Source organism: Acinetobacter sp. 789_lipA (assembly GCF_058242845.1).
The window spans coordinates 2,127,366-2,150,621 of record NZ_JBZAYS010000001.1 but is presented as its reverse complement, the minus strand read 5'-3'; the positions used below and the strand labels follow the sequence as shown (position 1 = coordinate 2,150,621).

The following is a 23,256-nucleotide window of genomic DNA, read 5'->3' as shown; positions in this document are numbered from 1 at the left end:
ATATGTTGAAGCAGATTTTTTCCGTTGTTATGACGCTGATCTGTATGCTCAGCATCATGGCTTGTCAGCCGAGTCAGTTAGCTTCAACATCTGGTCAGGTAAATGCCGAAGACTATGATGCATTTTGGATTTGGGGCAATATTTCATCTACCCCTTACCTAAATGCGGCTAAAGAACTTTATATTTTACAAGGTGAAATCCGTTTAGATTCCCAAACACATCACTCTAAGCTCATACCGCAAGGCGTAAGCGTCTTAACAATTCCTCAGCAAAAGGTGTGGCTGGTTTTTCGTAATTATCATTTAGACTGGCAAGGCCAAGAGCTTACACAAATTTTAAAACGCGTTCAGCAATGGGAAAATGCAGGGAATCATATTCAAGGCATACAAATTGATTTCGATGCCAAAACCAGACATATCCACCAATATGCCCTATTCTTAAGTCAATTAAGAAAACAATTACCGCAGCACTATCAACTCAGTATCACTGGTTTAATGGACTGGACCAATGTGACAAACCAAGAGACTTTAAACCTCCTGAATAACACCATCGATGAGTTGGTCATTCAAACTTATCAAAGTTCAACCACCATACCCAACTATGCAGCTTATCTAAAAAAAGTTTCAGCACTAAAACTGCCTTATAAAATTGGCATTGTTCAATATGGTGAGTGGCATAGACCGCCCAAGCTTGAAAATGATCCGAACTTTAAAGGCTATGTCGTCTTCCTTTTACGCTCAAAACCTCAAAATAATTAGGGCTTTTTAAGAGAAGTTCTTGAATTTGGCGAGCAAAGTCTCTAAAATTCCCCCTTCGCATCTAATGCGACACAACCTAGGTTGTGACTCCTTGCTTCTAACAACTTTTTTGTTAGGGGCTGTTTAAACCGTAAGGAGCTGACAATGCGTCATTACGAAATCGTACTTTTAGTACACCCTGATCAAAGCGATCAAGTCGTTGGTATGGTAGAACGCTACCTAACTCACATCAAAGAAGCTGAAGGTCAAATCCACCGTCTTGAAGACTGGGGCCGTCGTCAATTGGCTTACCCAATCAACAAGATCCACAAAGCTCACTACATTCTTATGAATGTTGAGTGTGGTCAAACTACTCTTGATGAGTTAGAAGAATTGTTCCGTTACAACGATGCAATTATTCGTAGCCTTATCATCCGTCGTGAGAACGCTATCACTGAAGAGTCACTATTGGCTAAGAGTGCTGAAGAAAAACGTGCGCGTAAAGCTCAACGTGAAGAAGCACAACACGCTCAAGACTCTGCTGAAGCATAAGGAGAACATCAATGGCACGTTTTTACCGTCGTCGCAAGTTCTGCCGCTTTACAGCTGAGAACGTTACGTACATCGACTACAAAGATATCGACACTTTAAAACAGTACATCACTGAAAACGGCAAGATTGTTCCTAGCCGTATTACAGGTACTAAAGCTCGTTACCAACGTCAATTAGCGCTTGCTATTAAACAAGCTCGCTACTTGTCTTTGATCCCTTACACTGACAATCATAAGTGAGGTTGAGCTGTGGATATTATCTTATTACAACGCATTAAAAACCTTGGTAAATTAGGCGATAAAGTTTCAGTTAAAGCTGGTTACGGCCGCAACTACCTTATCCCTCAAGGTCAAGCAGTAGCAGCTACTGAAGCTAACACTGCTGCTTTTGAAGCTCGTCGCGCTGAACTTGAGAAAGCTGAAGCTGATGTTTTAGCTGCTGCTCAAGCACGTGCTAGCCAATTAGACGAAGTTAACATCGTAATCACTGCGAAAGCTGGTGACGAAGGTAAACTATTCGGTTCTATCGGTACTCGTGATATCGCTGACGCGTTAACAAATGCTGGTCTTGAAGTTGACCGTGCAGAAGTTCGTTTACCGAACGGTGCACTTCGTCACACTGGCGAATTCAACATCGCAATCCAATTGCACCATGATGTTGTTGCTGAAGTTCTCGTTACTATCGTATCTGAGTAATTTCTTGCAAAAAAAAGAGCATGCTTTTGCATGCTCTTTTTTTTATCTCTATGAAAAAGTAGTTTCTTCGCTCAGCTTAAAACTTCATCAGCCTGCCCCGCAAAATGCCAAATTTGAATATTATGGGTTTTATCCATAAGCCTTGAATTCAGCACACAGCAGCTGCATTTTTTGATAAAGTGCATACAGTTAAATGGCTGTAATTTTTTCCAAATTTACAGTGAAATTTATCTTAAGTTATCCCTCTTACTGTATTAAAAATCAGGGCGTTATATGTCACAGGCGAATGCCACTGCTCAAAAGAGCTCATCGAAACAAGACAATAAACCGAATGAGTCAGGGCAACTGAAAGAATTCCGTACACCTCCGCATAACTTAGCATTGGAACAAGCCGTACTTGCCGCTTTAATGACGGTTGCTGAATCCTTTGAACAAGTTGGCGATGTACTCACTGAAAATGACTTTTATGCGACGCGCCATAAATATATTTTTCGCGCGATTGCACAACTCTCCAAAGACAGCTCACCCTATGATGCGGTTTTAGTGCATGACTGGCTCACCACACAAAACCTACTCGATGCGGTTGGTGGTGAAGAGTACCTGATGCAATTGATGGCAGACTCCCCGTCTAGTTTCTATAACATGGAAACTTATGCCACCAAGATCAAAGAATTTTCGACTTTGCGCAGCATGATCAAGGTTAGTTCTGAAATTTTACAAAATGCCTATGACACCAAAGGTCGTAACGTCAGTGAAATTTTAGATTTGGCCGAAACTAATATTTTCTCTTTGGCAGAACAACACAATAACAATGCCAAAGCTCAAGGGCCTAAAGCCATCAATACAGTTGTAGCTGATGTATTTGATAAGCTGAATGAGCTGTCGCAAATGGAAGGCAGCATTACAGGCTTAACCACAGGCTTTCTTGAACTCGACAATAAAACCTCGGGCATGCAAGCAGGTGATTTGATTATTGTTGCAGCGCGTCCATCGATGGGTAAAACCACTTTTGCCATGAATTTAGTGGAAAGCGTGCTGTTTAATAATGACTTACCTGCCTTGGTTTACTCCATGGAGATGCCAGCCGACTCCATCGCCATGCGTTTAATTTCATCTTACGGGAAAGTCCATCAGGGACATTTACGTTCAGGTAAACTCGATGGCGATGAATGGTCAAAAGTGACGGGCACCATTTTGCAACTGCAAGAGAAAAAGCTCTATATCGATGACTCCTCTGCTCTTCCGCCTACAGAAGTTCGTGCTCGCGCACGTCGTATTGCCAAACAGCACGATGGTAAACTCGGCTGCATCATGGTCGATTATTTACAGCTGATGAAAGTGCCAGGCATGGGTGATAACCGTGTAGGTGAGATTTCAGAAATTTCACGAAGCTTAAAAGCTCTTGCCAAAGAAATGATGTGCCCTGTAATTGCACTATCGCAGCTTAACCGTTCCCTCGAGAACCGCCCAAACAAACGCCCCGTGATGTCAGACTTACGTGAATCCGGTGCGATCGAGCAGGACGCCGACTTAATCATGTTTATTTACCGTGACGAAGTCTATAACAAAGAGTCCAAAGAAGCGGGCACTGCCGAAATTATTATTGGTAAACAACGTAACGGCCCTATTGGTACCGTTCGACTTGCTTTCGAAGGCCAATATACCCGCTTTAGTAACTTATCCCCTGAGTTTTATGCTCAGTACGATGATGAGGAATAATTAAAGCCTCATCGTCGCCTTTCCATGACCCTGTAGGAGTAATTAGGGTGCGTCAAGCAACAGTTTATATTGATAGCCAAGCGCTGCAATATAATTTAAACCGTGTCAAACAACTTGCCCCAAACGCGAAAATCGTCAGCATGGTCAAAGCCAATGCTTATGGACACGGAGTCAAAGACTGTTTAGCAGCCTTAAGTGAAACCGATGCCTTTGGCGTCGCCTGTTTACAAGAAGCATTAGAGATTCGTGAACTCGGCTTTACACAACCGATTACACTGATTGAAGGTGTTTTCTCAGCAGATGAAATGCAAACCGTCATTGAGCAAAATATCGAGTGTGTGGTTCATCAGCAACAACAAGTCGATTGGTTAATCGCACATAAAACCGCGTATATCGCACAAAAGCTTAAAGTATGGGTCAAACTCAATAGCGGTATGAACCGTTTAGGCTTTAAAGTTGCCGAAATCATTGATGTTATCAACACTTTAAAAGCAGAAGGCTTTACATGTGTCCTAGCAATGCACTTTGCCAATGCCGATGCGGATCACCCACTCAATGAGCAGCAACGTGCGCAATTCCTACACATCAAAGAAGCGTGCTCACCAATTCTAGCCTCATGTTGTAACTCAGCTGCTATTTTTAAATGGCCTGAACTTAATTTTGATTTTGTTCGTCCCGGCATCATGCTATACGGTGCATCACCTTTTGCCGATAAAAATGCACATGACTTAGACTTAAAGCCAGTTATGACCTTCACGGCGGAAATTATTGCATTAAATACCATTCAAGCAGGTGAAGGTGTCGGCTATGGTTCGCATTTTGTCGCGAACCAAGAAACTGAACTGGCCATTGTTTCGATTGGTTATGGAGATGGCTATCCACGTGCATTTTCAAAGCAAAACTATGTTGCTATAAATGGTCAGGCAGTAGCTGTTGTGGGCCGAGTAGCAATGGACATGATTGCGATCGATGTGACGGGTTTAAATGCCGGCCTCGGTACAAAAGTTGAGCTCTGGGGTGAAAATCGCTTAGTTGACGATGTTGCGGAAGCCAATGGAACCATTGGTTATGAGCTACTTTGCCGGTTAAGCAATCGCCCTACACGTAAGCAAATCTAGCCATAAAAGCCCAAGTAGAACTTGGGCTTTTATCAACCTAAACTCTCATCAGACTGGGCATCGTAAAGATCTTGCAACAACTGATCAATTTGTTGTTGACTCATACTCTGCGGTTCAAATGTTGCAAAACCCATCTCACGCATTTTGGTATGTACGCGACTCATACGTTGCACATACTTCATGCCCCAAGCTCTAAAATGTGCCGCGCGAATGGTTTTCGCCTCAAAGACTTTAATATCTTTATGTCTAGGGTCTTTCAATAATTTTGACATTAATAATTCTAAAGCAGCTTCATCCCCTTCTAAGCACTGGAAATAATGCTGATCTGCATAATAAAGAACACCTGAAATATTATGTACTGCATTAAAATCACGCGCTTCGCTTAAAATGTCCCGAACATCTTGAAGAAGCTGTACATGATCCGAAGTTGAAGTACTTGCATAGCAAATTTGCTGCATAGACTTCCCCAATTGATTGATTTCATTATTTTTAGCATTTAGCACGTTTATACTAAATAGTCATCCGTCGGCTTTGCCAATTCTTGCAATCCTTTTCTTAATGTATCTGACCATTGCTTGCTAATGCTTGAAAAATACGGATCTTCTTCATCAATCCGCTTACCCACTGGAATATGTAAACTATCTCTCGTGTACACCAAAGCATCTAAGGGCAAACCTACAGAAACATTAGACCGCAAGGTTGAATCAAAAGAAATCAAACTACACTTCACCGCTTCGTCTAAGGGCATGTCATACCGTAATGCACGATCTAGAATTGGCTTGCCATATTTACTTTCACCAATTTGAAAATACGGCGTATCTTTGGTCGCACAAATAAAATTGCCCTGCGGGTAGATATTGTAAAGTTGCATTTCAGCCCCTTTAATTTGCCCACCGACCAATAAGCTACAGTAGTAATTACTTTGTTCTTGTGTGTCTGGTGCCATATCCGCCAAGACTTTTTTCAAAGTATGCCCGACCAACTCAGCTGCTTCGAACATGGTATTGACACTATATAAATTCGGTTCTTGGCTTAACTCCAGATGATTTTTTAAATGCCCAATCACCGCTTGGGTCGTTGCTAAGTTTCCTGAGGTTTGAATCGCAATAAAGCGTTCACCCTCCACACCAAAGGTATACAGTTTCCTAAACACGGATATATGGTCTACACCTGCGTTCGTACGTGTATCACTTATAAAAACCAAACCATCTTGAAGACGAAGTGCACAACAATAGGTCATAGAACATCCTTTTTCAGCTAAACCTTAACAACTTAAAACTTGTACCATGGAATGCATCGATTCCATCCCACCTTTTTCACGTACGCCACGAACGGGAGCTACATCCCAATAATCGCGCCCAATAGCTACATAGATATGTGACTGTGGTTTGAACAATTGATTACTGGTATCAAAACAATACCATGCATCATCAATATACACCTCGGCCCACGCGTGACTGGCGAGGTGTGAAGTTTCAGGCACATGCAAATACCCCGATACATAACGTACCGGTAAGCCCAGATGCTTACACATGGCAATAAAAACATGACTATGGTCCTGACATACGCCTTGCTGCCCATTGAATGCATCGATTGCCGAAGTGAGCACCGAGGTTTCGGCAGATACATAAGGAATATGCGCTAAAACTGCTTCTGACAGTTTCATCAAATTTTCCCGATTCAGCTCAGGCACATACTGATGTGCAAATGCCTTCATTTCGGCATTGCACTGAGTATTGGGCGTCGGTTGTAAAAATAAATTGGGATTCAGACGATCTTGTATGCCATGTTCTGCCAAGCTATTAATTTCAACAATGCCCTGCGCCATTATGGTCAGCTGTTGATAGGCTTCACGTTGCGAACTGGTAATCCAAATATTTTGGAAGGCATCCCGTTTTTCTTCACGCTCTCCTGGCACACTCACATGCCAATGACATACCTTTTGGTGTGAATTATTCGTAGGTGTCATTTTGATATATTGAATGCTATTCAGGGCCAATTCACTATATTGATAATGCGTTTGATGATTGATCATAAGTTTCATACATCAACCTCAAACAATTGTTGAATATAATCACTAAAATGATAAAAATTCATCGCATCAGGTTGCGATTTGAGCTCTAGCCAAGCCTGTGCCAGATTTAGCCAGCCCATTTCTTTTAACAACATGACGATGTTTTCTATTTCAACTAAAGTATTTTGTGCATCTTGTTTCAGGCGAATTTGACGGTCAAGCTGCTCAATCATTTGCCCCAAACTAAAGAATAAAAAGACATCACTGGCTTCAGACTCAATCACATCCTGGCACTCTCCAACCACATCACAAATATAGGCGGTGTTTTCAGTGGCATTTTTGATAAATTGATTCAGTTCTGCATAGGCCTTTGCAGATAGAATCCCACGCAAGTCTTGAACATTACTCTTGGCGCTTTGAAATTGCTGGTTAAATGAAGCAGGGTTGTTTGGGTTTAAAATCAGCTCATTCAGTGAGCACGCATCAAAAGCAGGCAAACAAAATGCATGCGCATAATCCATTGCAGGCTGGTCTTGGGTAAAAGGAAACTGAGCACACAAATATTGAGTACGTGTTAAATAACGCCCTAACCAAAAAATATTTTCAGCATTGGTGCTTAATAAAATCATAGTTCTACCCTCATATTTGTTTATTTTATGAATGTAAGTTTTCCACGACCCAAGTGTCTTTAATTCCTCCTCCTTGGGATGAGTTGACCACCAACGAACCTTCTTTCATCGCAACACGTGTTAAACCGCCAGGGACAATTTCGGTACGATAGGGTGAACTGAGCACAAACGGTCTAAGGTCAATATGACGCTCAGACACACCCGATTCAGTCATGGTTGGACTAACTGAAAGCTCTAAAGTAGGCTGGGCAATATATAAATGCGGCGTCGCCATGAGCTTATCTCTAAATTGCTCAATTTGGCTTTTACAGGCTTGCGGTCCAATCAGCATACCATACCCACCCGAACCTTGCGCCTCTTTGACCACTAACTGCTCAAGGTTCTCCAGTACATAAGCCAAATCTTGCTTGTCACGGCATTGATATGTCGGAACATTTTTTAAGATAGGTTTTTCACCTAAATAAAACTGAATCATTTTATCGACATAAGGATAAATCGATTTATCATCCGCAACCCCTGTGCCTGGTGCATTCGCAATAACCACGTTATGACTCAGATAAGCGGACATCAGCCCTGCAACACCTAAAGTGCTATTCGGCATAAAGCACAGCGGATCAAGATAAGCATCATCCAAACGTCGGTAAATCACATCTACTCGTTGACGGCCCCGAATGGTTTTGACATAGACTTTATCATGCTCTACAAACAAATCACGCGATGTCACCAAAGGCACATCCATTTCACGGGCTAAAAAAGCATGTTCATAATAGGCACTATTAAAACGTCCCGGTGTCAACACCACGATGAAAGGCTGATCGACATAAGCATTTTCAGCCAAGATTTCTTTTAGTAATTGTGGGTATTGTTCTATGCCTAAAATATGGTTCTTCTGCATCAAATCTGGCATGAGTTTTTCACTAATCTTACGACTTTCAAGCATATAAGATACACCCGATGGCGTTCTTAAATTATCTTCGAGTACATAAAACTCACCCTGCCCATCACGGATAATATCAATCCCACTAATTTGGCTATAAATCTGACCTTTTAAACGGTGCTCATACATATGCGGTTGATAAGCTTCATGCGTCAACACTTGCAGTTCTGGAATAATTTTCGCTTTGAGAATGTCTTGTTGATGGTAAATATCATGTAAAAATAGATTTAAAGCTCGCACACGTTGTGCAGAGCCAAGGGAGATTTTATTCCATTGTTGTTTAGCGATCACACGTGGAATTAAATCATAAGGAATGGTGCGCTCAATGCCCTCAGATTCACCATATACAGTAAACGTAATACCTTCATATAAAAAATGCTGTTTGGCAATTTGGTTTAGTTCTTCGAGTTCTTCTACACTATGCTGTGACAACCAGTGCTCAATACGCGCACAAGCCTCACCAGACATCGCTTGGTCATCTGTCATTTCATTAAAGAAATTCGAGGTCATTTGATGAAACAATCCAACAGACTGGCTCGATAGACGATCATGAGAGTGAATCGGATTTAATACAGGAGAGTTAAGCTTATATCCGTCCAACATCGTATTTACATTTGTATCTTTATCTTCTTTAAACATACAAACCTCTCAATTGTTATCGATATGTAACCCATACGTAGCAATATCTATGCCATGGATTTCTAAAGATGCTTTGTTTATTAATCGATAAAAAACGCATTGCTTCAATTCTATTTCGCATTAAGTTGTGTCAAAAAATATAACTGAAAAATTTCAAGCAAAGCTTGCTTAAACGAATGAGTTTTCTTATTGTGTTCACATTCAAGTAAGTAATTTCGACTCCTATATTTTATTAAACTATGTCTATACAAGAAAAAGAAACGTCCAATAGTCTCTATCGCCAATGGCAAATTTTGTCTCGCCTTTCCACTGGAAAATGGATGGGCACTCGAGAGCTGCAAGAGATTTTACAACGTGAAGGTATCGACATTACTTTGCGAACTATTCAACGTGATTTAAACCAAATCTCTCAACGCTTCCCAATTGAAAACAATGGGGCTGTGCCTCAAGGTTGGCGTTGGCGTTCTGATGCTCCAATTCAAAGCTTACCGCACATGACCAGCTCTCAAGCGGTGACATTTATGATGGTTGAAGAACACCTTAAACATCTTCTTCCACCAAGCTTAATTGAAGAAATGAACCCATGGTTTGACTTAGCACGTCGTAGTCTCTCTACCCAAAACAATGTACGCCAATGGATTAACCGTGTACGCATTGTGCCTGCGACACAACCGCTGATTCCCCCGATTGTGGAAAAAACAGCGCAGCAAGCCATCTATGAAGGGCTGCTCCAAGACAAACAGCTGGAATGCGTTTATCAAGGCTTAAACCAAGCGGTTGAAGCAAAAACCTATACGCTCAATCCACTCGCACTGGTTCAAAAAGGTGCAATTATTTATCTGATTTGTACCCGCCACGACAAAACTGATATTCAAACCTTTGCACTGCACCGTTTCAAATCAGCGACGGTTTTAAACACTCGTGCCTTACACCCAGTCAATTTTGATATCGATGAATATATCGAATCGGGCGCATTAGGTTTCCGTGTAGACTTTTCAAAACCTACAGAAACCGTTGCACTTACCCTGACTATGACTGAAATAGATGCGCTGTATTTGGAAGAAACCAAACTCAGTACCAATCAGGTTTTAGAACCGCTTGGAAATGGGCAAATCTTGGTTCATGCTACCGTACCTTTTACCAATCAACTGGTGTGGTGGTTACGTAGTTTTGGTCATAAAATTAGTCACATTGAACCCAAAGAAGTTCGTGATGCAGTTAATCAGACCATCACCGACTAAAATAAAAAAAGCCCCAAGTATTAGGGGCTTTACAGTCTTTTTGGTATTAGATATTTGAATTGCTTGGGTTTGTCGTTTTCATTGCTCATCTTGGTTTAATGCCTCCCCTAAACCAAGATAAGTGCGCTGTTTTTGGTGATTGATACAAACTAGCATTGGCATGCAAGCTCTCCACTGTTAAAACGGATCGATTTCATCGTCATGGTGTTGACCTCATGTTAAGAACGTAAAATCAATTTAAAAGATGGCAATACTTTTGTGAAATAACATGATTGGCTATTTTTATCTGTTTTTATCTTAAACAACTATTTTGCTTTGTTTATCTGCCAAAACAAAAAGCCAGCCTTATGGTCAGCAGGCTTATGATTAGGCCCTTGCATTTCCAAATGCCGATCGCAAAAACCTTTCTCATCAGCAATCGTTACAAATCATCCGCGTTTATTTCTTCCAAAATTGCCACTTGCTACGTTTAGGCCGCTTTTCTTCAATACGCACTAATCCCTTGAGGGCTTCATTATTGATTCTGTCATACATTTTCAAATACTCAGGATTCAACTGCTCTCCGATATATTCAGGCGTATACGATGTACAAGGTTTTCGTAATGAGCGCTCATACCATTTTTGTGCAACGTCTAAATCAGCATTAAAATAGAGCCCTTTTTCATACAAATAGCCAATTTTACATTCCGCATATTGGTCTTTTTGATCAGCCGCTTTTTGAATCCAATACACAGCCTCTTCCAAATCTTTCTCAGTGTACAAGCCATTTAAATACCAATAACCCACTTGGTACTGTGAAGATGCCTCACCTTTTTGGGCATTCAGTAAAAATAGTTTGAAGAATAGTTGTTTGGCTTCATCCATATGCAGAAATGAATCAATCTTTTGGATTTGTTCATTAACCTGATCAATTGAGTAGTCCCGTGCATTTTTGAGAACATGTTGAGCCTGTTGCAGTGGACTTTCTTCGGTAAAGGATGCGATTAATTGCATTGCTTCTGCCTGCATCTCATCTATCCCAGTGATACGCGCATCCAGTACTACATTTAAATGTTTTCGAGCCAATTCGAAGTCTTGCTCAACACCTCGTCCTTCTAAATACATACGACCCAAACTTAAATCTGCCGCTATGACCTGACCTGCTACTTGTTGATACAGTCCAATTGCCATATCTAAATCAAGTGGTACACCTAAACCATGCTCATACTTATCCGCTAAATTATTGATCGCAACGGGATTACCCAGATCAGCAGACTTTTGATACCAATAGACACATTGCTCGTAGTCTTGTTGAGTCCCAATACCATCTTGATACATCCAGCCTAAATGATAATAAGCATTTGCCAAAACACCTTTTTCAGTTTCGGGCGCTTGTGACGAGATTCGATGATACAGATAAAATGCTCGTGCCGAATTAATCACATGTTCGCTCACCACGCCATAATTTGGATAAACTGAATTGACCAAGAAACACGTTAACCAGCCAAAACGATAATAAGCCGCCAACCCCAATGTGGCTGCCCAACAACCCTGTTCGGAGGACTGTTCCAAGAGCTGCAAACTTTTTTGTAAATCTTGTTCGGTGCCATGACTTCGTGCATAGCATCCCGCCAACTGATATAGCGCTATGCTATCCTTTTTGGACGCGGCTTCTCGATACCAGTTAAAGCTTCCTTCTAGACTTTTTTGTAAAATTCCGCCTATGAATAATTGCTGCGCTAACTGACACATCGCAGGGGTATAACCCGACTGAGCAGATTGACGTAGTAAATCAATATAGAGCTGAAACTCACGCTCTTGGTAGGCTTGATCTGCCAAATAATATTGATAAATACCCCGATGTTGCTCGGCTTTACCTCGAATGAGTTGAAGGATTAACGCTCCATGTCCTGTTTCATGCTCAGAAAAACACTCAATACGTTCAATCAATCCCAAACTTTTAGATACTTGCTCCAAGGGTAAAAACCATCGTGTAATGGTATAGAGTCCCGGAACATCTTGCATTTTCACAATGTCAGAAGATGGCTCAGGATCTTTGGGTCGAACCAAAGCTCTCAGCATCTGCATAGGAGATTCTGCTTCTGGTGGCATTAAATTTACCCCAACCAGTTCTCCATCATTGGTTTTAGCAACCTCCCAAACTTTCATAATGGCTTGATCAAATTGATAAAACTCACTACTTTGATTGAGCCAGATAACCACATCACCCGCGCGAATCTCTTCTCCGCTTTTATAATGTAATGACATAATTCACCTTATTTTTTATTGTATATTTCCCCTGCACAGATTTTACCCAAAAAAAAGCCCGCATAAAGCGGACTTTTTCAATAACTTTCAAATATTAAGCAGATTTTTTCGCTTGTGCATTTTTACGGATCGTAATCATGATTAATTGCACTGCTGCAGGTGTTACCCCCGGAATACGATTTGCTTGAGCCAATGTCTCAGGACGTACATCTTTCAATTTTAAAGTAATTTCACGAGATAACCCTGAAACGACATCATAATTAAAATCGGCTGGAATTTTGGTTTCTTCCAAACGCTTCATTTGCGCAACGTCTTCATGCTGACGGTTAATATAACCTGCATATTTCACCGCGATTTCAATTTGATCGCCCACTTGTGCAGACACTTCTGAACCTGTGAGCTCCGCAATTTGAGCAAATGAAATATTCGGACGTTTTAACAAATCAATCGCAGAGCATTCTTTCGATAAATCTGCACCCGTCATTTCGACAAACTTTTTGCCCATTGGGTTGTTTGGTGCCGCCCAAAGGTGTTGTAAGCGACCTGTTTCCAGTTCAACCGCTTCCATTTTTTCACAGTAAGCTGCCCAACGCTCATCATCCACCAAACCCATTTCACGACCCACTGGCGTTAAACGTTGATCCGCATTGTCTTCTCGTAGCATCAAACGATATTCGGCTCGTGAAGTAAACATACGGTACGGTTCTTTCGTACCGAGCGTAATCAAGTCATCCACCAATACGCCCATATAGGCTTCATCACGTTTTGGTGTCCATTGCTCTTGATCCCACGCACGACGCGCAGCATTTAAGCCTGCTAGTAGACCTTGTGCACCCGCCTCTTCATAACCTGTCGTACCATTGATTTGACCGGCAAAGTACAAGTTATTGATGGCTTTGGTTTCTAAAGTAAACTTCAATGCTTGCGGGTTGAAATAATCGTATTCAATAGCATAGCCCGGACGTAAAATGTGCGCATTTTCCATCCCGCGAATTGAACGAACCAATTCAAACTGCACATCAAACGGAAGTGAAGTTGAAATACCATTTGGATAAAGCTCATGTGTATCTAAACCTTCAGGCTCTAAGAACACTTGATGTGAGTCTTTATCGGCAAAGCGGTGAATTTTGTCTTCAATAGATGGGCAGTAACGTGGGCCCACGCCTTCAATGACACCAGTGTACATCGGAGAACGATCTAAACCACCACGGATGATGTCATGGGTTTTTTCATTGGTATGTGTGATATAACAATTCACTTGTTCAGGGTGCATAGATGCATCACCCATGAATGACATAGTCGGTGATGGGAAATCACCCGGCTGTGGAATCATCACAGAAAAATTAACTGAACGCGCATCAATACGTGGTGGCGTACCTGTCTTTAAACGACCCACTGGCAAATTCAATTCACGTAAACGGTGTGCCAGTGAAATTGAAGGTGGATCACCTGCACGGCCACCGCTTGATTTTTCAAGCCCTACGTGGATTACACCACCTAAGAACGTCCCTGCGGTGAGTACAACTGTTTTCGCATCAAAGCGAATACCCGTTTGAGTTACAACACCCTTTACAGTATCACCCTCAACAATCAGGTCGTCTGCGGCTTGTTGGAAAATATCGAGATTTGCTTGGTTTTCTAAAGTGTCACGAATCGCGGCTTTATAGCGAATACGGTCTGCCTGTGCACGTGTTGCACGAACGGCTGCACCTTTACGTGAGTTTAGGATACGGAACTGAATACCACCTTTATCGGCAGCCAATGCCATTGCACCGCCCAAGGCATCAATTTCACGCACCAAATGCGATTTACCAATACCACCAATTGCTGGATTACAGCTCATCTGCCCTAAAGTCTCAATATTATGAGTTAAGAGTAAAGTCTGTCGCCCCATACGTGCCGCAGCCAATGCTGCTTCTGTACCTGCGTGACCGCCGCCGATAACAATGACATCGTAAACTTTAGGATAATGCATAGTGGTAAAGGAGATTAAAAAATGATAACGAAAGATTATAGCAAATTTTCGATTGTAAGTTGACAGATTCCGTGGAATTTATTGTATATGCGGTGCTGTGCTTACTGCGCCAGCACTAGGTTTATGTAATTTTACTTGCAGAGCAGTAGCAAAAACTCAACAAAGGATGCGTTTTGTTACCTGAAAAGCCTTGCATTAATTTGATCATTTTTTATCCTATAAGTTGATCATACAACAACCAAAGGTAAGCATTATGAATAAGAAGATTCTTTTTTCATCCATTCTCTGCGGTTTATTTTTTTCGCCTTTTGTATCAGCCAACGACAAAGTTGAAAAAGTCTATGATAGTCAACGTTATCAACAAGTCTGTAAAGGCAAGTCACAAGGAACAGCGGTTAGTTTTGCCTATCGAGGCATTATTTGGAATGGTACCTGTGAACCTCAATTTTTCCCAAGCTCAAAAAATGCCAATATTCATGGTGATGAAGCTGAGTTAGCCAGCATTTGCCAAGGCGACTCAAAAGCGACATCAATCAATATCGAAGGTAAAGAAATTAAAGGCAAATGTGCCCTTGGTTTTGTAGCACCTAAACCAAGAATGTAAGCAAAACAATTTAAAGTTCATGCTGTATTGAGGGTAAAAAATAGTCCATTTTTTACCCTTTTTTCGACCTTGTAAATTATTGAATTCTGTATACACTCAAAAACACAAAAGATAAAAAACGAATAAAAAAGGTATTCCATGGATTCGGAATTGTTTACAGTTTTTTTGCCTTTGACTTTGGCATTGATGATGATGGGGCTTGGTTTACACCTACGCCCAGCTGATTTTTATCGCCTCACACTGCACCCCAAAGTCATTTTCATCGCGTTATTTTCACAGTTAGTGCTGCTAGTTGGCATTGCGTTCCTGATTTGCCAATTTTTAAATTTAGCGCCTATTTTCGCGATTGGTTTGATGCTCGTTGCAGCCTCACCGGGCGGACCAACGTCAAATCTATTGACCTATTTATTTAAAGGTGATGTTGCGCTCAACATTACTCTTACAGCCACGAACTCCATCATTTCAACACTAACCCTGCCTTTTATTATTAATTTTTCACTGATGTACTTTCTACAAACATCACAACCCGTTGACATGCCCGCCATGAAAATGATGAAAGTTTTTTTCATCACTTTACTTCCAGTCAGTATGGGCATGTTTTTACGTTATTACTTTCCAAAACTTGCCGACAGATTAAACCGCCCAATGCGTATTTTGTCTGCAAGCTGTCTTCTTTTTATCTTTTTTCTCGCACTGTACTTAGAGCGACATAATTTTGTTGAATATGTGTTTGAGATTGGGCCTGCCGTAGCCTTATTCTGCTTCTGTAGCATGTTTATTGGTTTTTTTGTGCCACATCTTGCCAATATTCCAGAAAAGCAAGCCTTAACTTGCTCCTTTGAGATCACCATTCATAACACCGCACTTGCCATTACGGTTGCCCTGTCAGTCTTAGGCAACACTGCCATGGCCATTCCTGCCGGTATTTATTCTATTTTCATGTTTGTATTTGCTGCGTTATTAGGCCTATTAATCTCGCGAAGAAATGACAGTTTATTTTTGAAGAAAGAGACCGTAGCTGAATAAGTTCACGGTCATGATTTATATAATTTTAAGGAGAATATGCACCTATGGATTCAGGAATTATAACTATTATGTTACCCCTAGCTCTTGCCATCATCATGATTGGCTTGGGCTTAGAGTTAACTCCGAAGGATTTTGCACGCGTCAGCAAGCATCCCAAAGCAGTATTGGTTGCTTTATTTTGTCAGTTGGTACTTCTTGTTGGGATTGCCTTTGTAATTTGCATAGTACTCAACTTACCGCCACTGCTTGCCGTCGGCTTAATGCTCTTAGCGGCTTCCCCAGGTGGGAGCACGGCAAATTTATTTAGCTATTTGTTTAAAGGTGATATTGCGCTCAATATTACTTTAACCGCGATTAACTCCGTTATTGCAGCGTTTACCTTACCGCTAATTGTCAATTTTGCCATTCAATACTTTATGCAGGATGGACAACACGTCAGTATGCAGTTTAGTAAAATCTTACAGGTTTTCGCTATTATTCTTATCCCCGTCTGTATTGGTATGTTGATTCGCCACTATGCACCCTCTTTTACCAAGAGGCTGAATAAACCATTGCGTATTTTTTCTGTTGTATTTTTGGTCTTAATCATTGTTGGAGCAATAGCCAAAGAACGCGCACATATTCTGGAATATCTGACTCAGGTCGGTTTAGCCACAGTCATTTTCTGTATTTGCAGTTTAATGATCGGTTATTTTGTACCAAGACTACTGGGGATCAATAGTGCTCAAGCTCGGGCCTGTGCCTTTGAAATTGGCATTCATAACAGCACCCTTGCCATGACCATTGCACTTACCGTGATGGCCAGTACCACCATTGCCATGCCCGCAGCGGTCTATTCTATTTTTATGTATATCTTTGCAGCCATCTTTGGGACATTACTCAACCGTTATGCTCCATCGGTTCAAACCAGTACAGAACAAGCCTAGAACAGATGTAGATCTAAGGATGCTTCGGCATCCTTTTTTATTTTGAGGAATGCTGTCGAACTGCCCCCCGTTCCGCTACAATATTTATTTATACATAAATATTAGGTTATTCCTGTGAAGTGGTTACAAATTCATATTACGGTTGATCAAGCGCAAGTCGATTTTACTGAAACCCTTTTAGAATCTTTGGGTGCAGTCAGTGTCACATTAGATGATGCAGAAAACCAAGACTTACTTGAACCACTTCCAGGTGAAACGCCACTTTGGAATAAAGTCATTGTGACGGGTATCTATGCGCAAGAAGACGACGAAGAAATTGATGTCAATGCATTAGAAACTTTTATTCGCACTCAAATGCCTGATGCACCGATGCGTAGCGAATTTCTTGAAGACCAAGAATGGGAACGCACATGGATGGATGCCTACGAACCAATTCAAATTGCTGACAAATACTGGATCGTTCCTGAATGGATGGAAGCACCAGAACCAGATGCAGTCAACATTAAACTTGATCCAGGCTTAGCGTTTGGCACGGGGAACCATGCCTCTACTTTTCTTTGCCTGCAGTGGTTAGGTAAAACTGATGTTAAAGATAAAATCGTGATCGACTATGGTTGCGGTTCAGGTATTTTAGGTGTTGCTGCTCTACTTCTAGGTGCAAAAAAAGTCTATGCCACAGACATTGACCCTCAAGCAATTTTAGCCACTGAACAAAATGCGGCGCTCAATGGCGTGGCTGAGAACCTTTATGTCGGCTTACCAGATGAGTTTAATTTAGAGCTTGCTGACCAAAAAGCAGATGTCTTTGTTGCAAATATTTTGGCAGGCCCGCTCATGATGTTAGCGCCTGAATTCGCAACTTTAGTCAAATCTGAGGGAGAGTTCGCACTTGCAGGTGTAATTGAAGAGCAAGTTTCTGATGTTTCTAGTGTTTATTCTGAGTTTTTTGATATATTAGAGGTCGAGAAACGTGATGAAAACTGGTGCCGAATCTCGGGTAAACGCCACACCCTTTAAATGAACCCTTAATACACTATGAGCGACAAACAAACCTCTTGCCCTAAATGCCTAACCATCTACAAAGTAAGTGTTGCGCAACTCACTGTTGCGCAAGGTATGGTTTGTTGCCCAAAGTGTTCGATGACCTTTAATGCGCTCTCGCATTTAACCACGGGTCATACTTTTGACACAGGTGAGGAAAGATCGTCGAATCAGAATGACATGAGCATGTCTTCAAATTCAGCATTTTCCTCTCCTCGCGTAGACAGCATTCATTTTGATTTATCGCAATCTGCTGCGCTTTCAATGTCGACATCAAATTTGCTTGATATTTTCAATCTGAAAGTTGAGCACTCCAACATTGACCTCAAAACCTATTTAAACAATTTAAACTATTTTAGTACCGACCCGATTGGTAACTATCCTGCCATGAATTTGGCAGACAACAATCCAGCGAAACCGCAAAAAAGCCCGATGTACTATATGCTTTGGGGTGTGATTAACTTCAGCTTATTGGCATTATTGTGTTTCCAATACTTATGGTTTAACCCACATATCCTCAATAATAGCCCCGCATTAGGTGCAACCTATAATAAAATTTGTCTCGTACTGAACTGTAGCAGCCTACAAGAACGGTACAGTCTGATCAGCATTAATAAATTAAAAGTAAAACGTCTCGATGCACAGAAAACTCAATTTTCAGGTGAACTGATCAATTATCATGACACCAGCCTTCCGCTACCAGATCTTAAGGTCATTTTAAAAGTGGATGGTGAAGTCGATTCAACCTATCAACTGCATGCAAATGAATACTTGATTGATAGCCTGGTTGGAATCAAACGAATTCCTAAAAATAGTCCGTTCAAATTCAAATTTAGCCTGCCAGTCAGCCGTAAAAGCTTCAATCATTACAGTTTAGAAATAGTCCAGCCCTAAAATTTAAAAAAAATGTAAAAAAAGTGAAAAAAAATGCAGTTTTCTTGCTCACTTTTTCTTAGACAATGGTATGATACGCGCCACAAAAGCTTAGTGCTGCAATCTCCTCAGTCTTTTAATACAAATAGAACATCAGCAAAAATGCGCGTTATCGAAATATCGCGTATTGAGCAGATTTTTTTGTTTAAAAAAGGTCGGTAACAAATATTTAACTATTGTTACGCTTATATTTCGACCAACTTAGCGATATTGTGGCATGCTAAATGTACAGTTTTAGAACTAGTCGTTTTAGGATCTAAAACGAAGTTCATTTTAATTTTAGACCACTTTATATATGTCACTTTACCCAAGTGATATTTAGATTTTTCGGATTACTTCGCATGAATAGCAAATCTCCTATTTTTACTGCACAGTCTGATGTCGCTCTTCGTATTCACGTAGATCGCGCAGTTCGCCACTATTTTGCACAACTGCAAGGCGAGCAACCATCTCAGGTCTACGACATGGTGCTGGCAGAAATGGAGAAACCTCTTCTATCTGTAGTTTTAGAATATACCCGCGGTAACCAAACACGTGCTGCGGAGATTCTAGGACTTAACCGTGGAACTTTACGTAAAAAGTTAAAAGCTCACGGTTTAATGAGTGAATAAATGATAAAATGCTTGCGGCTTCCGCGGGCATTTTTTTTACCTGCTATTTTTGGCTTTTTGTTTTAATTCTTGATAACTGTGACGAAGATCATGACCATTAAACGCGCTTTAATCTCTGTTTCCGATAAAACTGGCATTGTTGAGTTCGCTCAAAACCTTGTTGCTCTAGGGGTAGAAATTTTATCTACTGGCGGTACATATAAGTTGTTAAAAGACAACAATATCGCTGTAGTTGAAGTTTCAGAGCATACGGGTTTCCCAGAAATGATGGATGGTCGTGTAAAAACGCTACACCCGAAAATTCATGGTGGTATCTTAGCTCGTCGCGGTCTAGACGAAGCTGTGATGGCTGAACACAATATCGATGCGATCGATCTTGTGGTTGTGAACCTTTATCCATTTGCTGCAACTGTCGCTAAACCGAACTGCTCACTTGCAGATGCGATTGAAAATATCGACATCGGCGGCCCAACTATGGTGCGTGCTGCTGCGAAAAATCATGCTTCTGTCGGTATTGTGGTCAATGCTACAGACTACGACACTGTTGTTGCTGAGCTTAAAACAAATGGTGCTTTGTCTTACGAAACTCGTTTTGATTTAGCCGTTAAAGCATTTGAACATACAGCACAGTATGATGGCATGATTGCTTCTTACCTAGGTGCTCGCGTAGGCAAGGAAGAAGGTCAAGCAGACAAGTTTGCACGTACGTTCAATACACAGTTAAATAAAGCTCAAGACTTGCGTTATGGTGAAAACCCGCATCAGTCAGCAGCATTCTATGTAGAAAGCACAGCAACTGAAGCCTCTGTTTCAACAGCGAAACAACTTCAAGGTAAAGAACTTTCGTATAACAACATTGCAGATACAGATGCCGCACTTGAATGTGTCAAATCATTTGCAAAACCTGCTTGTGTTATCGTTAAACACGCAAACCCATGTGGCGTTGCTGTGTCTTTAGATGGTATTCAAGCGGCATATGACTTGGCTTATGCGACAGATCCTGAATCAGCTTTTGGCGGCATCATTGCATTCAACCGTGAATTAGATGTTGCAACTGCACAAGCCATTGTAGATCGTCAGTTTGTTGAAGTTATCATTGCACCGAGCATCGCTGAAGGCGTGCTTGAAGTCACTGGCGCGAAGAAAAATGTTCGTGTTCTCATTTGTGGTGAATTACCTGCACTTGATGAGCGTGCGCCACAACTTGACTATAAACGCGTAAATGGCGGTTTATTGGTTCAAGACCAAGACTTAGGCATGATCACCGAAGATGATCTAAAAGTCGTGACGAAACGCGCACCAACGGATGCTGAGATTGATGATTTGATCTTTGCATGGAAAGTTGCGAAATACGTAAAATCAAATGCCATTGTTTATGCTAAAGGTCGTCAAACCATTGGTGTAGGCGCAGGCCAAATGAGCCGTGTTAACTCAGCGCGTATTGCTGCCATTAAAGCGGAGCACGCAGGCTTAGTGGTTGAAGGTGCTGTAATGGCATCTGATGCATTCTTCCCATTCCGCGATGGTATTGATAATGCAGCAAAAGCAGGTATTAAATGTATTATCCAACCGGGCGGTTCTATGCGTGACGAAGAAACCATTGCTGCTGCAGATGAAGCAGGTATTGCAATGGTCTTCACTGGCATGCGTCACTTCCGTCATTAATTTACAATAATTCATATTCAAAAATCCCCCTAAATCCCCCTTTTTAAAGGGGGACTTGTCATGAATTAAAGGACTCTTTAAATTCGTGATGCCCCTCCCTTTTCAAAGGGAGGTTGGGAGGGATTAAAAAAGGATAGTAAGATGAACATGTTAGTTTTGGGTAATGGCGGTCGTGAACATGCATTGGCATGGAAAATCGCTCAAGATGAAAAAGTTGCAAAAGTTTTTGTTGCACCAGGTAATGCAGGAACTGCAACAGAAAACAAATGTGAAAATGTTGCACTCAACATTTTAGACAATGCTGCAATTATCGACTTTGCAAAAAACAATGCAGTAGATTTGATTATTGTGGGTCCAGAAGCACCGCTGGTAAATGGTGTAGTTGATGCTTGCCGCGCGGCAGAGCTTCAAATTTGGGGCCCAACTCAATTTGCTGCCCAGCTAGAAGGCTCAAAAGCATTTGCTAAGCACTTCTTAAAACGCCACAACATTCCTACTGCGTTCTACGATGTATTTACTGAGGTCGATGCAGCGAAAGCATTTGTTGAAAAAAATGGCGCGCCAATCGTGATCAAGGCCGATGGTCTTGCTGCGGGTAAAGGCGTAATTGTAGCCATGACTAATCAAGAAGCTTTTGATGCGATTGATGACATGTTGGCGGGCAACAAGTTTGGTGATGCTGGTTCTCGTGTTGTGATCGAAGAATTCCTTGCTGGTGAAGAAGCATCTTTCATTTGTATGATTGATGGCGACAACATCTTACCAATGGCAACATCTCAAGACCATAAGCGTATTTTTGAAGGCGACCAAGGTCCAAACACGGGTGGTATGGGTGCTTACTCTCCTGCTCCTGTGGTGACTGCAGATGTATTTGAAAAAACCATGAATGAAGTGATGCGTCCTACCGTTGAAGGTATGAAAAAGGACGGTCACGTTTATACAGGTTTCTTATACGCAGGCTTGATGATTGATGACAAAGGTCAACCAAAAGTGATCGAGTTCAACTGTCGTTTTGGTGACCCTGAAACTCAGCCGATTATGATGCGTTTAAAATCATCATTGGTCGATCTGGTTGAAGCTGGTATTGCAGGTAATCTTCCAGCAGAAGCTGAATGGGATGAACGCAAATCAATTGGTATTGTCCTAGCAGCAGAAGGCTACCCAGAAACTGTTCGTCAAGGTGACGTAATCTCTGGTCTTGGTCAATCTCCTGAAAACACAAAAATCTTCCATGCGGGCACTACAATGAGTGCCGACGGTCACATCTTGACTGCGGGTGGTCGTGTTTTATGTGTCACAGCTCTTGGCGATACCGTACTTGAAGCGCAAGTCAATGCTTTAGAAGTCTGTGGTCAAGTGACATTTACGGGTATGCAATATCGTACAGATATTGGTTATCGTGCTATTGCGCGTGAAAATGCTTAAAAGCATCCATACTGTAAAAACCCGCTAAATGCGGGTTTTTTTATTGCAAACCGCTGCGAATTTTTTTAAATATATCCGTATGAATATAAATTAATTTCTAAAGATATAGCTATATTCATCCTATATTCTGAGACATACTTTTTGCACTTTATACTCGTTATATCTATTTTTTGTATTTAGTTTAGATAAAATCTTATAAAGCACAAAATTTATGCAAATTATTATTTTTAAATAGATTAATTAAAAATAATATATTGTTTTCATTATAAAATTATAAACAAAATGCAAATTACTAATCTTTAAATAAGATAAGTATTGAACTTTTATGCTCTATATCGAATATTACTTTGTTGATATGATGTGCAAAATTTAACGATTGAGCAGAGATGTTTCTAGTGATTTGAAAAAGTTAATCTTTTCCAAAGTGAAAGTACATATTCGACTGATATCGAATTGCACACTTGCAAAACTCACATTACAGTCATATGCATCAAATCAGGAATACCTGATTTAAAATCAATC

General features: G+C 41.1%; 22 protein-coding genes. 15 read left to right on the top strand and 7 right to left on the bottom strand.

The window, feature by feature from the left end; translation table 11 throughout:
• Positions 1-2: 2 nt before the first annotated feature.
• The 6 genes from AC4CUZ_RS10490 (at position 3) to alr (ending at position 4,821) form a co-directional block, all read left to right on the top strand.
• Positions 3-758, top strand: a complete 756-nt coding sequence (locus tag AC4CUZ_RS10490) for a DUF3142 domain-containing protein (protein WP_419380821.1) — start codon at positions 3-5, stop codon at positions 756-758.
• Between the two features lie 144 nt (positions 759-902).
• Entirely contained in the window at positions 903-1,289 is a 387-nt protein-coding gene (gene rpsF, locus AC4CUZ_RS10485) for a 30S ribosomal protein S6 (RefSeq protein WP_004278789.1), read from the top strand.
• A gap of 11 nt (positions 1,290-1,300) precedes the next feature.
• Complete coding sequence (gene rpsR, locus AC4CUZ_RS10480) at positions 1,301-1,528, top strand: 30S ribosomal protein S18 (RefSeq protein WP_004278792.1); 228 nt, start codon at positions 1,301-1,303, stop codon at positions 1,526-1,528.
• Positions 1,529-1,537: 9 nt separating this feature from the next.
• Positions 1,538-1,984 carry a 50S ribosomal protein L9 gene (gene rplI, locus AC4CUZ_RS10475; RefSeq protein ID WP_004696433.1) on the top strand — a complete coding sequence of 149 codons (447 nt, stop codon included), beginning with the start codon at positions 1,538-1,540 and terminating at the stop codon, positions 1,982-1,984.
• A 273-nt stretch (positions 1,985-2,257) separates the two neighbouring features.
• Positions 2,258-3,703 (top strand): replicative DNA helicase, encoded by a 1,446-nt coding sequence (dnaB, locus tag AC4CUZ_RS10470; RefSeq protein WP_004696432.1) that lies wholly within the window; start codon positions 2,258-2,260, stop codon positions 3,701-3,703.
• A 47-nt stretch (positions 3,704-3,750) separates the two neighbouring features.
• Positions 3,751-4,821 carry an alanine racemase gene (gene alr, locus AC4CUZ_RS10465; protein ID WP_114836755.1) on the top strand — a complete coding sequence of 357 codons (1,071 nt, stop codon included), beginning with the start codon at positions 3,751-3,753 and terminating at the stop codon, positions 4,819-4,821.
• Positions 4,822-4,853: 32 nt separating this feature from the next.
• Here alr and AC4CUZ_RS10460 read toward each other — a convergent pair whose 3' ends face one another.
• The 5 genes from AC4CUZ_RS10460 to AC4CUZ_RS10440 are packed head-to-tail and all read right to left on the bottom strand — an operon-like array spanning position 4,854 to position 9,040.
• Complete coding sequence (locus tag AC4CUZ_RS10460) at positions 4,854-5,279, bottom strand: BLUF domain-containing protein (RefSeq protein ID WP_419380820.1); 426 nt, start codon at positions 5,277-5,279, stop codon at positions 4,854-4,856.
• Between the two features lie 47 nt (positions 5,280-5,326).
• On the bottom strand, positions 5,327-6,061 hold the full coding sequence (locus AC4CUZ_RS10455) for a proteasome-type protease (RefSeq protein WP_004696423.1): 735 nt from the start codon (positions 6,059-6,061) through the stop codon (positions 5,327-5,329).
• A 24-nt stretch (positions 6,062-6,085) separates the two neighbouring features.
• Entirely contained in the window at positions 6,086-6,865 is a 780-nt protein-coding gene (locus AC4CUZ_RS10450) for a transglutaminase family protein (protein WP_058869872.1), read from the bottom strand.
• Positions 6,862-7,464, bottom strand: coding sequence for an alpha-E domain-containing protein (locus AC4CUZ_RS10445; RefSeq protein ID WP_114836757.1), 603 nt, complete (start codon positions 7,462-7,464; stop codon positions 6,862-6,864). The genes AC4CUZ_RS10450 and AC4CUZ_RS10445 overlap by 4 nt, the downstream gene beginning before the upstream one ends.
• A gap of 25 nt (positions 7,465-7,489) precedes the next feature.
• On the bottom strand, positions 7,490-9,040 hold the full coding sequence (locus AC4CUZ_RS10440) for a circularly permuted type 2 ATP-grasp protein (protein ID WP_114836758.1): 1,551 nt from the start codon (positions 9,038-9,040) through the stop codon (positions 7,490-7,492).
• Positions 9,041-9,279: 239 nt separating this feature from the next.
• Here AC4CUZ_RS10440 and AC4CUZ_RS10435 point away from each other — a divergent pair, with 239 nt between their 5' ends.
• Positions 9,280-10,281: a helix-turn-helix transcriptional regulator gene (locus AC4CUZ_RS10435; RefSeq protein ID WP_078389314.1), complete on the top strand. Its 1,002-nt coding sequence runs from the start codon at positions 9,280-9,282 to the stop codon at positions 10,279-10,281.
• 438 nt (positions 10,282-10,719) lie between these two features.
• Here AC4CUZ_RS10435 and AC4CUZ_RS10430 read toward each other — a convergent pair whose 3' ends face one another.
• Together AC4CUZ_RS10430 and mnmG are read right to left on the bottom strand one after the other, a co-directional pair.
• Positions 10,720-12,528: a tetratricopeptide repeat protein gene (locus AC4CUZ_RS10430; RefSeq protein WP_419380819.1), complete on the bottom strand. Its 1,809-nt coding sequence runs from the start codon at positions 12,526-12,528 to the stop codon at positions 10,720-10,722.
• Between the two features lie 94 nt (positions 12,529-12,622).
• Positions 12,623-14,503, bottom strand: coding sequence for a tRNA uridine-5-carboxymethylaminomethyl(34) synthesis enzyme MnmG (mnmG, locus tag AC4CUZ_RS10425; RefSeq protein WP_078389200.1), 1,881 nt, complete (start codon positions 14,501-14,503; stop codon positions 12,623-12,625).
• Between the two features lie 253 nt (positions 14,504-14,756).
• Here mnmG and AC4CUZ_RS10420 point away from each other — a divergent pair, with 253 nt between their 5' ends.
• The 8 genes from AC4CUZ_RS10420 to purD all read left to right on the top strand — a co-directional run bounded on the left by AC4CUZ_RS10420 (position 14,757) and on the right by purD (position 22,734).
• Entirely contained in the window at positions 14,757-15,107 is a 351-nt protein-coding gene (locus AC4CUZ_RS10420) for a hypothetical protein (protein WP_004696401.1), read from the top strand.
• Between the two features lie 138 nt (positions 15,108-15,245).
• Positions 15,246-16,133, top strand: a complete 888-nt coding sequence (locus AC4CUZ_RS10415; RefSeq protein WP_004982071.1) for a bile acid:sodium symporter family protein — start codon at positions 15,246-15,248, stop codon at positions 16,131-16,133.
• A 44-nt stretch (positions 16,134-16,177) separates the two neighbouring features.
• A complete protein-coding gene (locus AC4CUZ_RS10410) occupies positions 16,178-17,059 on the top strand; it encodes a bile acid:sodium symporter family protein (RefSeq protein WP_004696396.1) in 882 nt (293 codons plus the stop codon).
• A 114-nt stretch (positions 17,060-17,173) separates the two neighbouring features.
• The gene (gene prmA, locus AC4CUZ_RS10405; RefSeq protein WP_004696394.1) at positions 17,174-18,076 is read left to right on the top strand and encodes a 50S ribosomal protein L11 methyltransferase; all 903 of its coding nucleotides are present in this window, start codon (positions 17,174-17,176) and stop codon (positions 18,074-18,076) included.
• Between the two features lie 18 nt (positions 18,077-18,094).
• Positions 18,095-18,994: an MJ0042-type zinc finger domain-containing protein gene (locus AC4CUZ_RS10400; RefSeq protein WP_148825806.1), complete on the top strand. Its 900-nt coding sequence runs from the start codon at positions 18,095-18,097 to the stop codon at positions 18,992-18,994.
• Positions 18,995-19,374: 380 nt separating this feature from the next.
• Entirely contained in the window at positions 19,375-19,644 is a 270-nt protein-coding gene (gene fis / locus AC4CUZ_RS10395) for a DNA-binding transcriptional regulator Fis (RefSeq protein ID WP_001086304.1), read from the top strand.
• 90 nt (positions 19,645-19,734) lie between these two features.
• The gene (gene purH / locus AC4CUZ_RS10390; protein WP_490747570.1) at positions 19,735-21,309 is read left to right on the top strand and encodes a bifunctional phosphoribosylaminoimidazolecarboxamide formyltransferase/IMP cyclohydrolase; all 1,575 of its coding nucleotides are present in this window, start codon (positions 19,735-19,737) and stop codon (positions 21,307-21,309) included.
• Positions 21,310-21,450: 141 nt separating this feature from the next.
• Complete coding sequence (purD, locus tag AC4CUZ_RS10385; protein ID WP_419380817.1) at positions 21,451-22,734, top strand: phosphoribosylamine--glycine ligase; 1,284 nt, start codon at positions 21,451-21,453, stop codon at positions 22,732-22,734.
• Positions 22,735-23,256 lie beyond the last annotated feature (522 nt).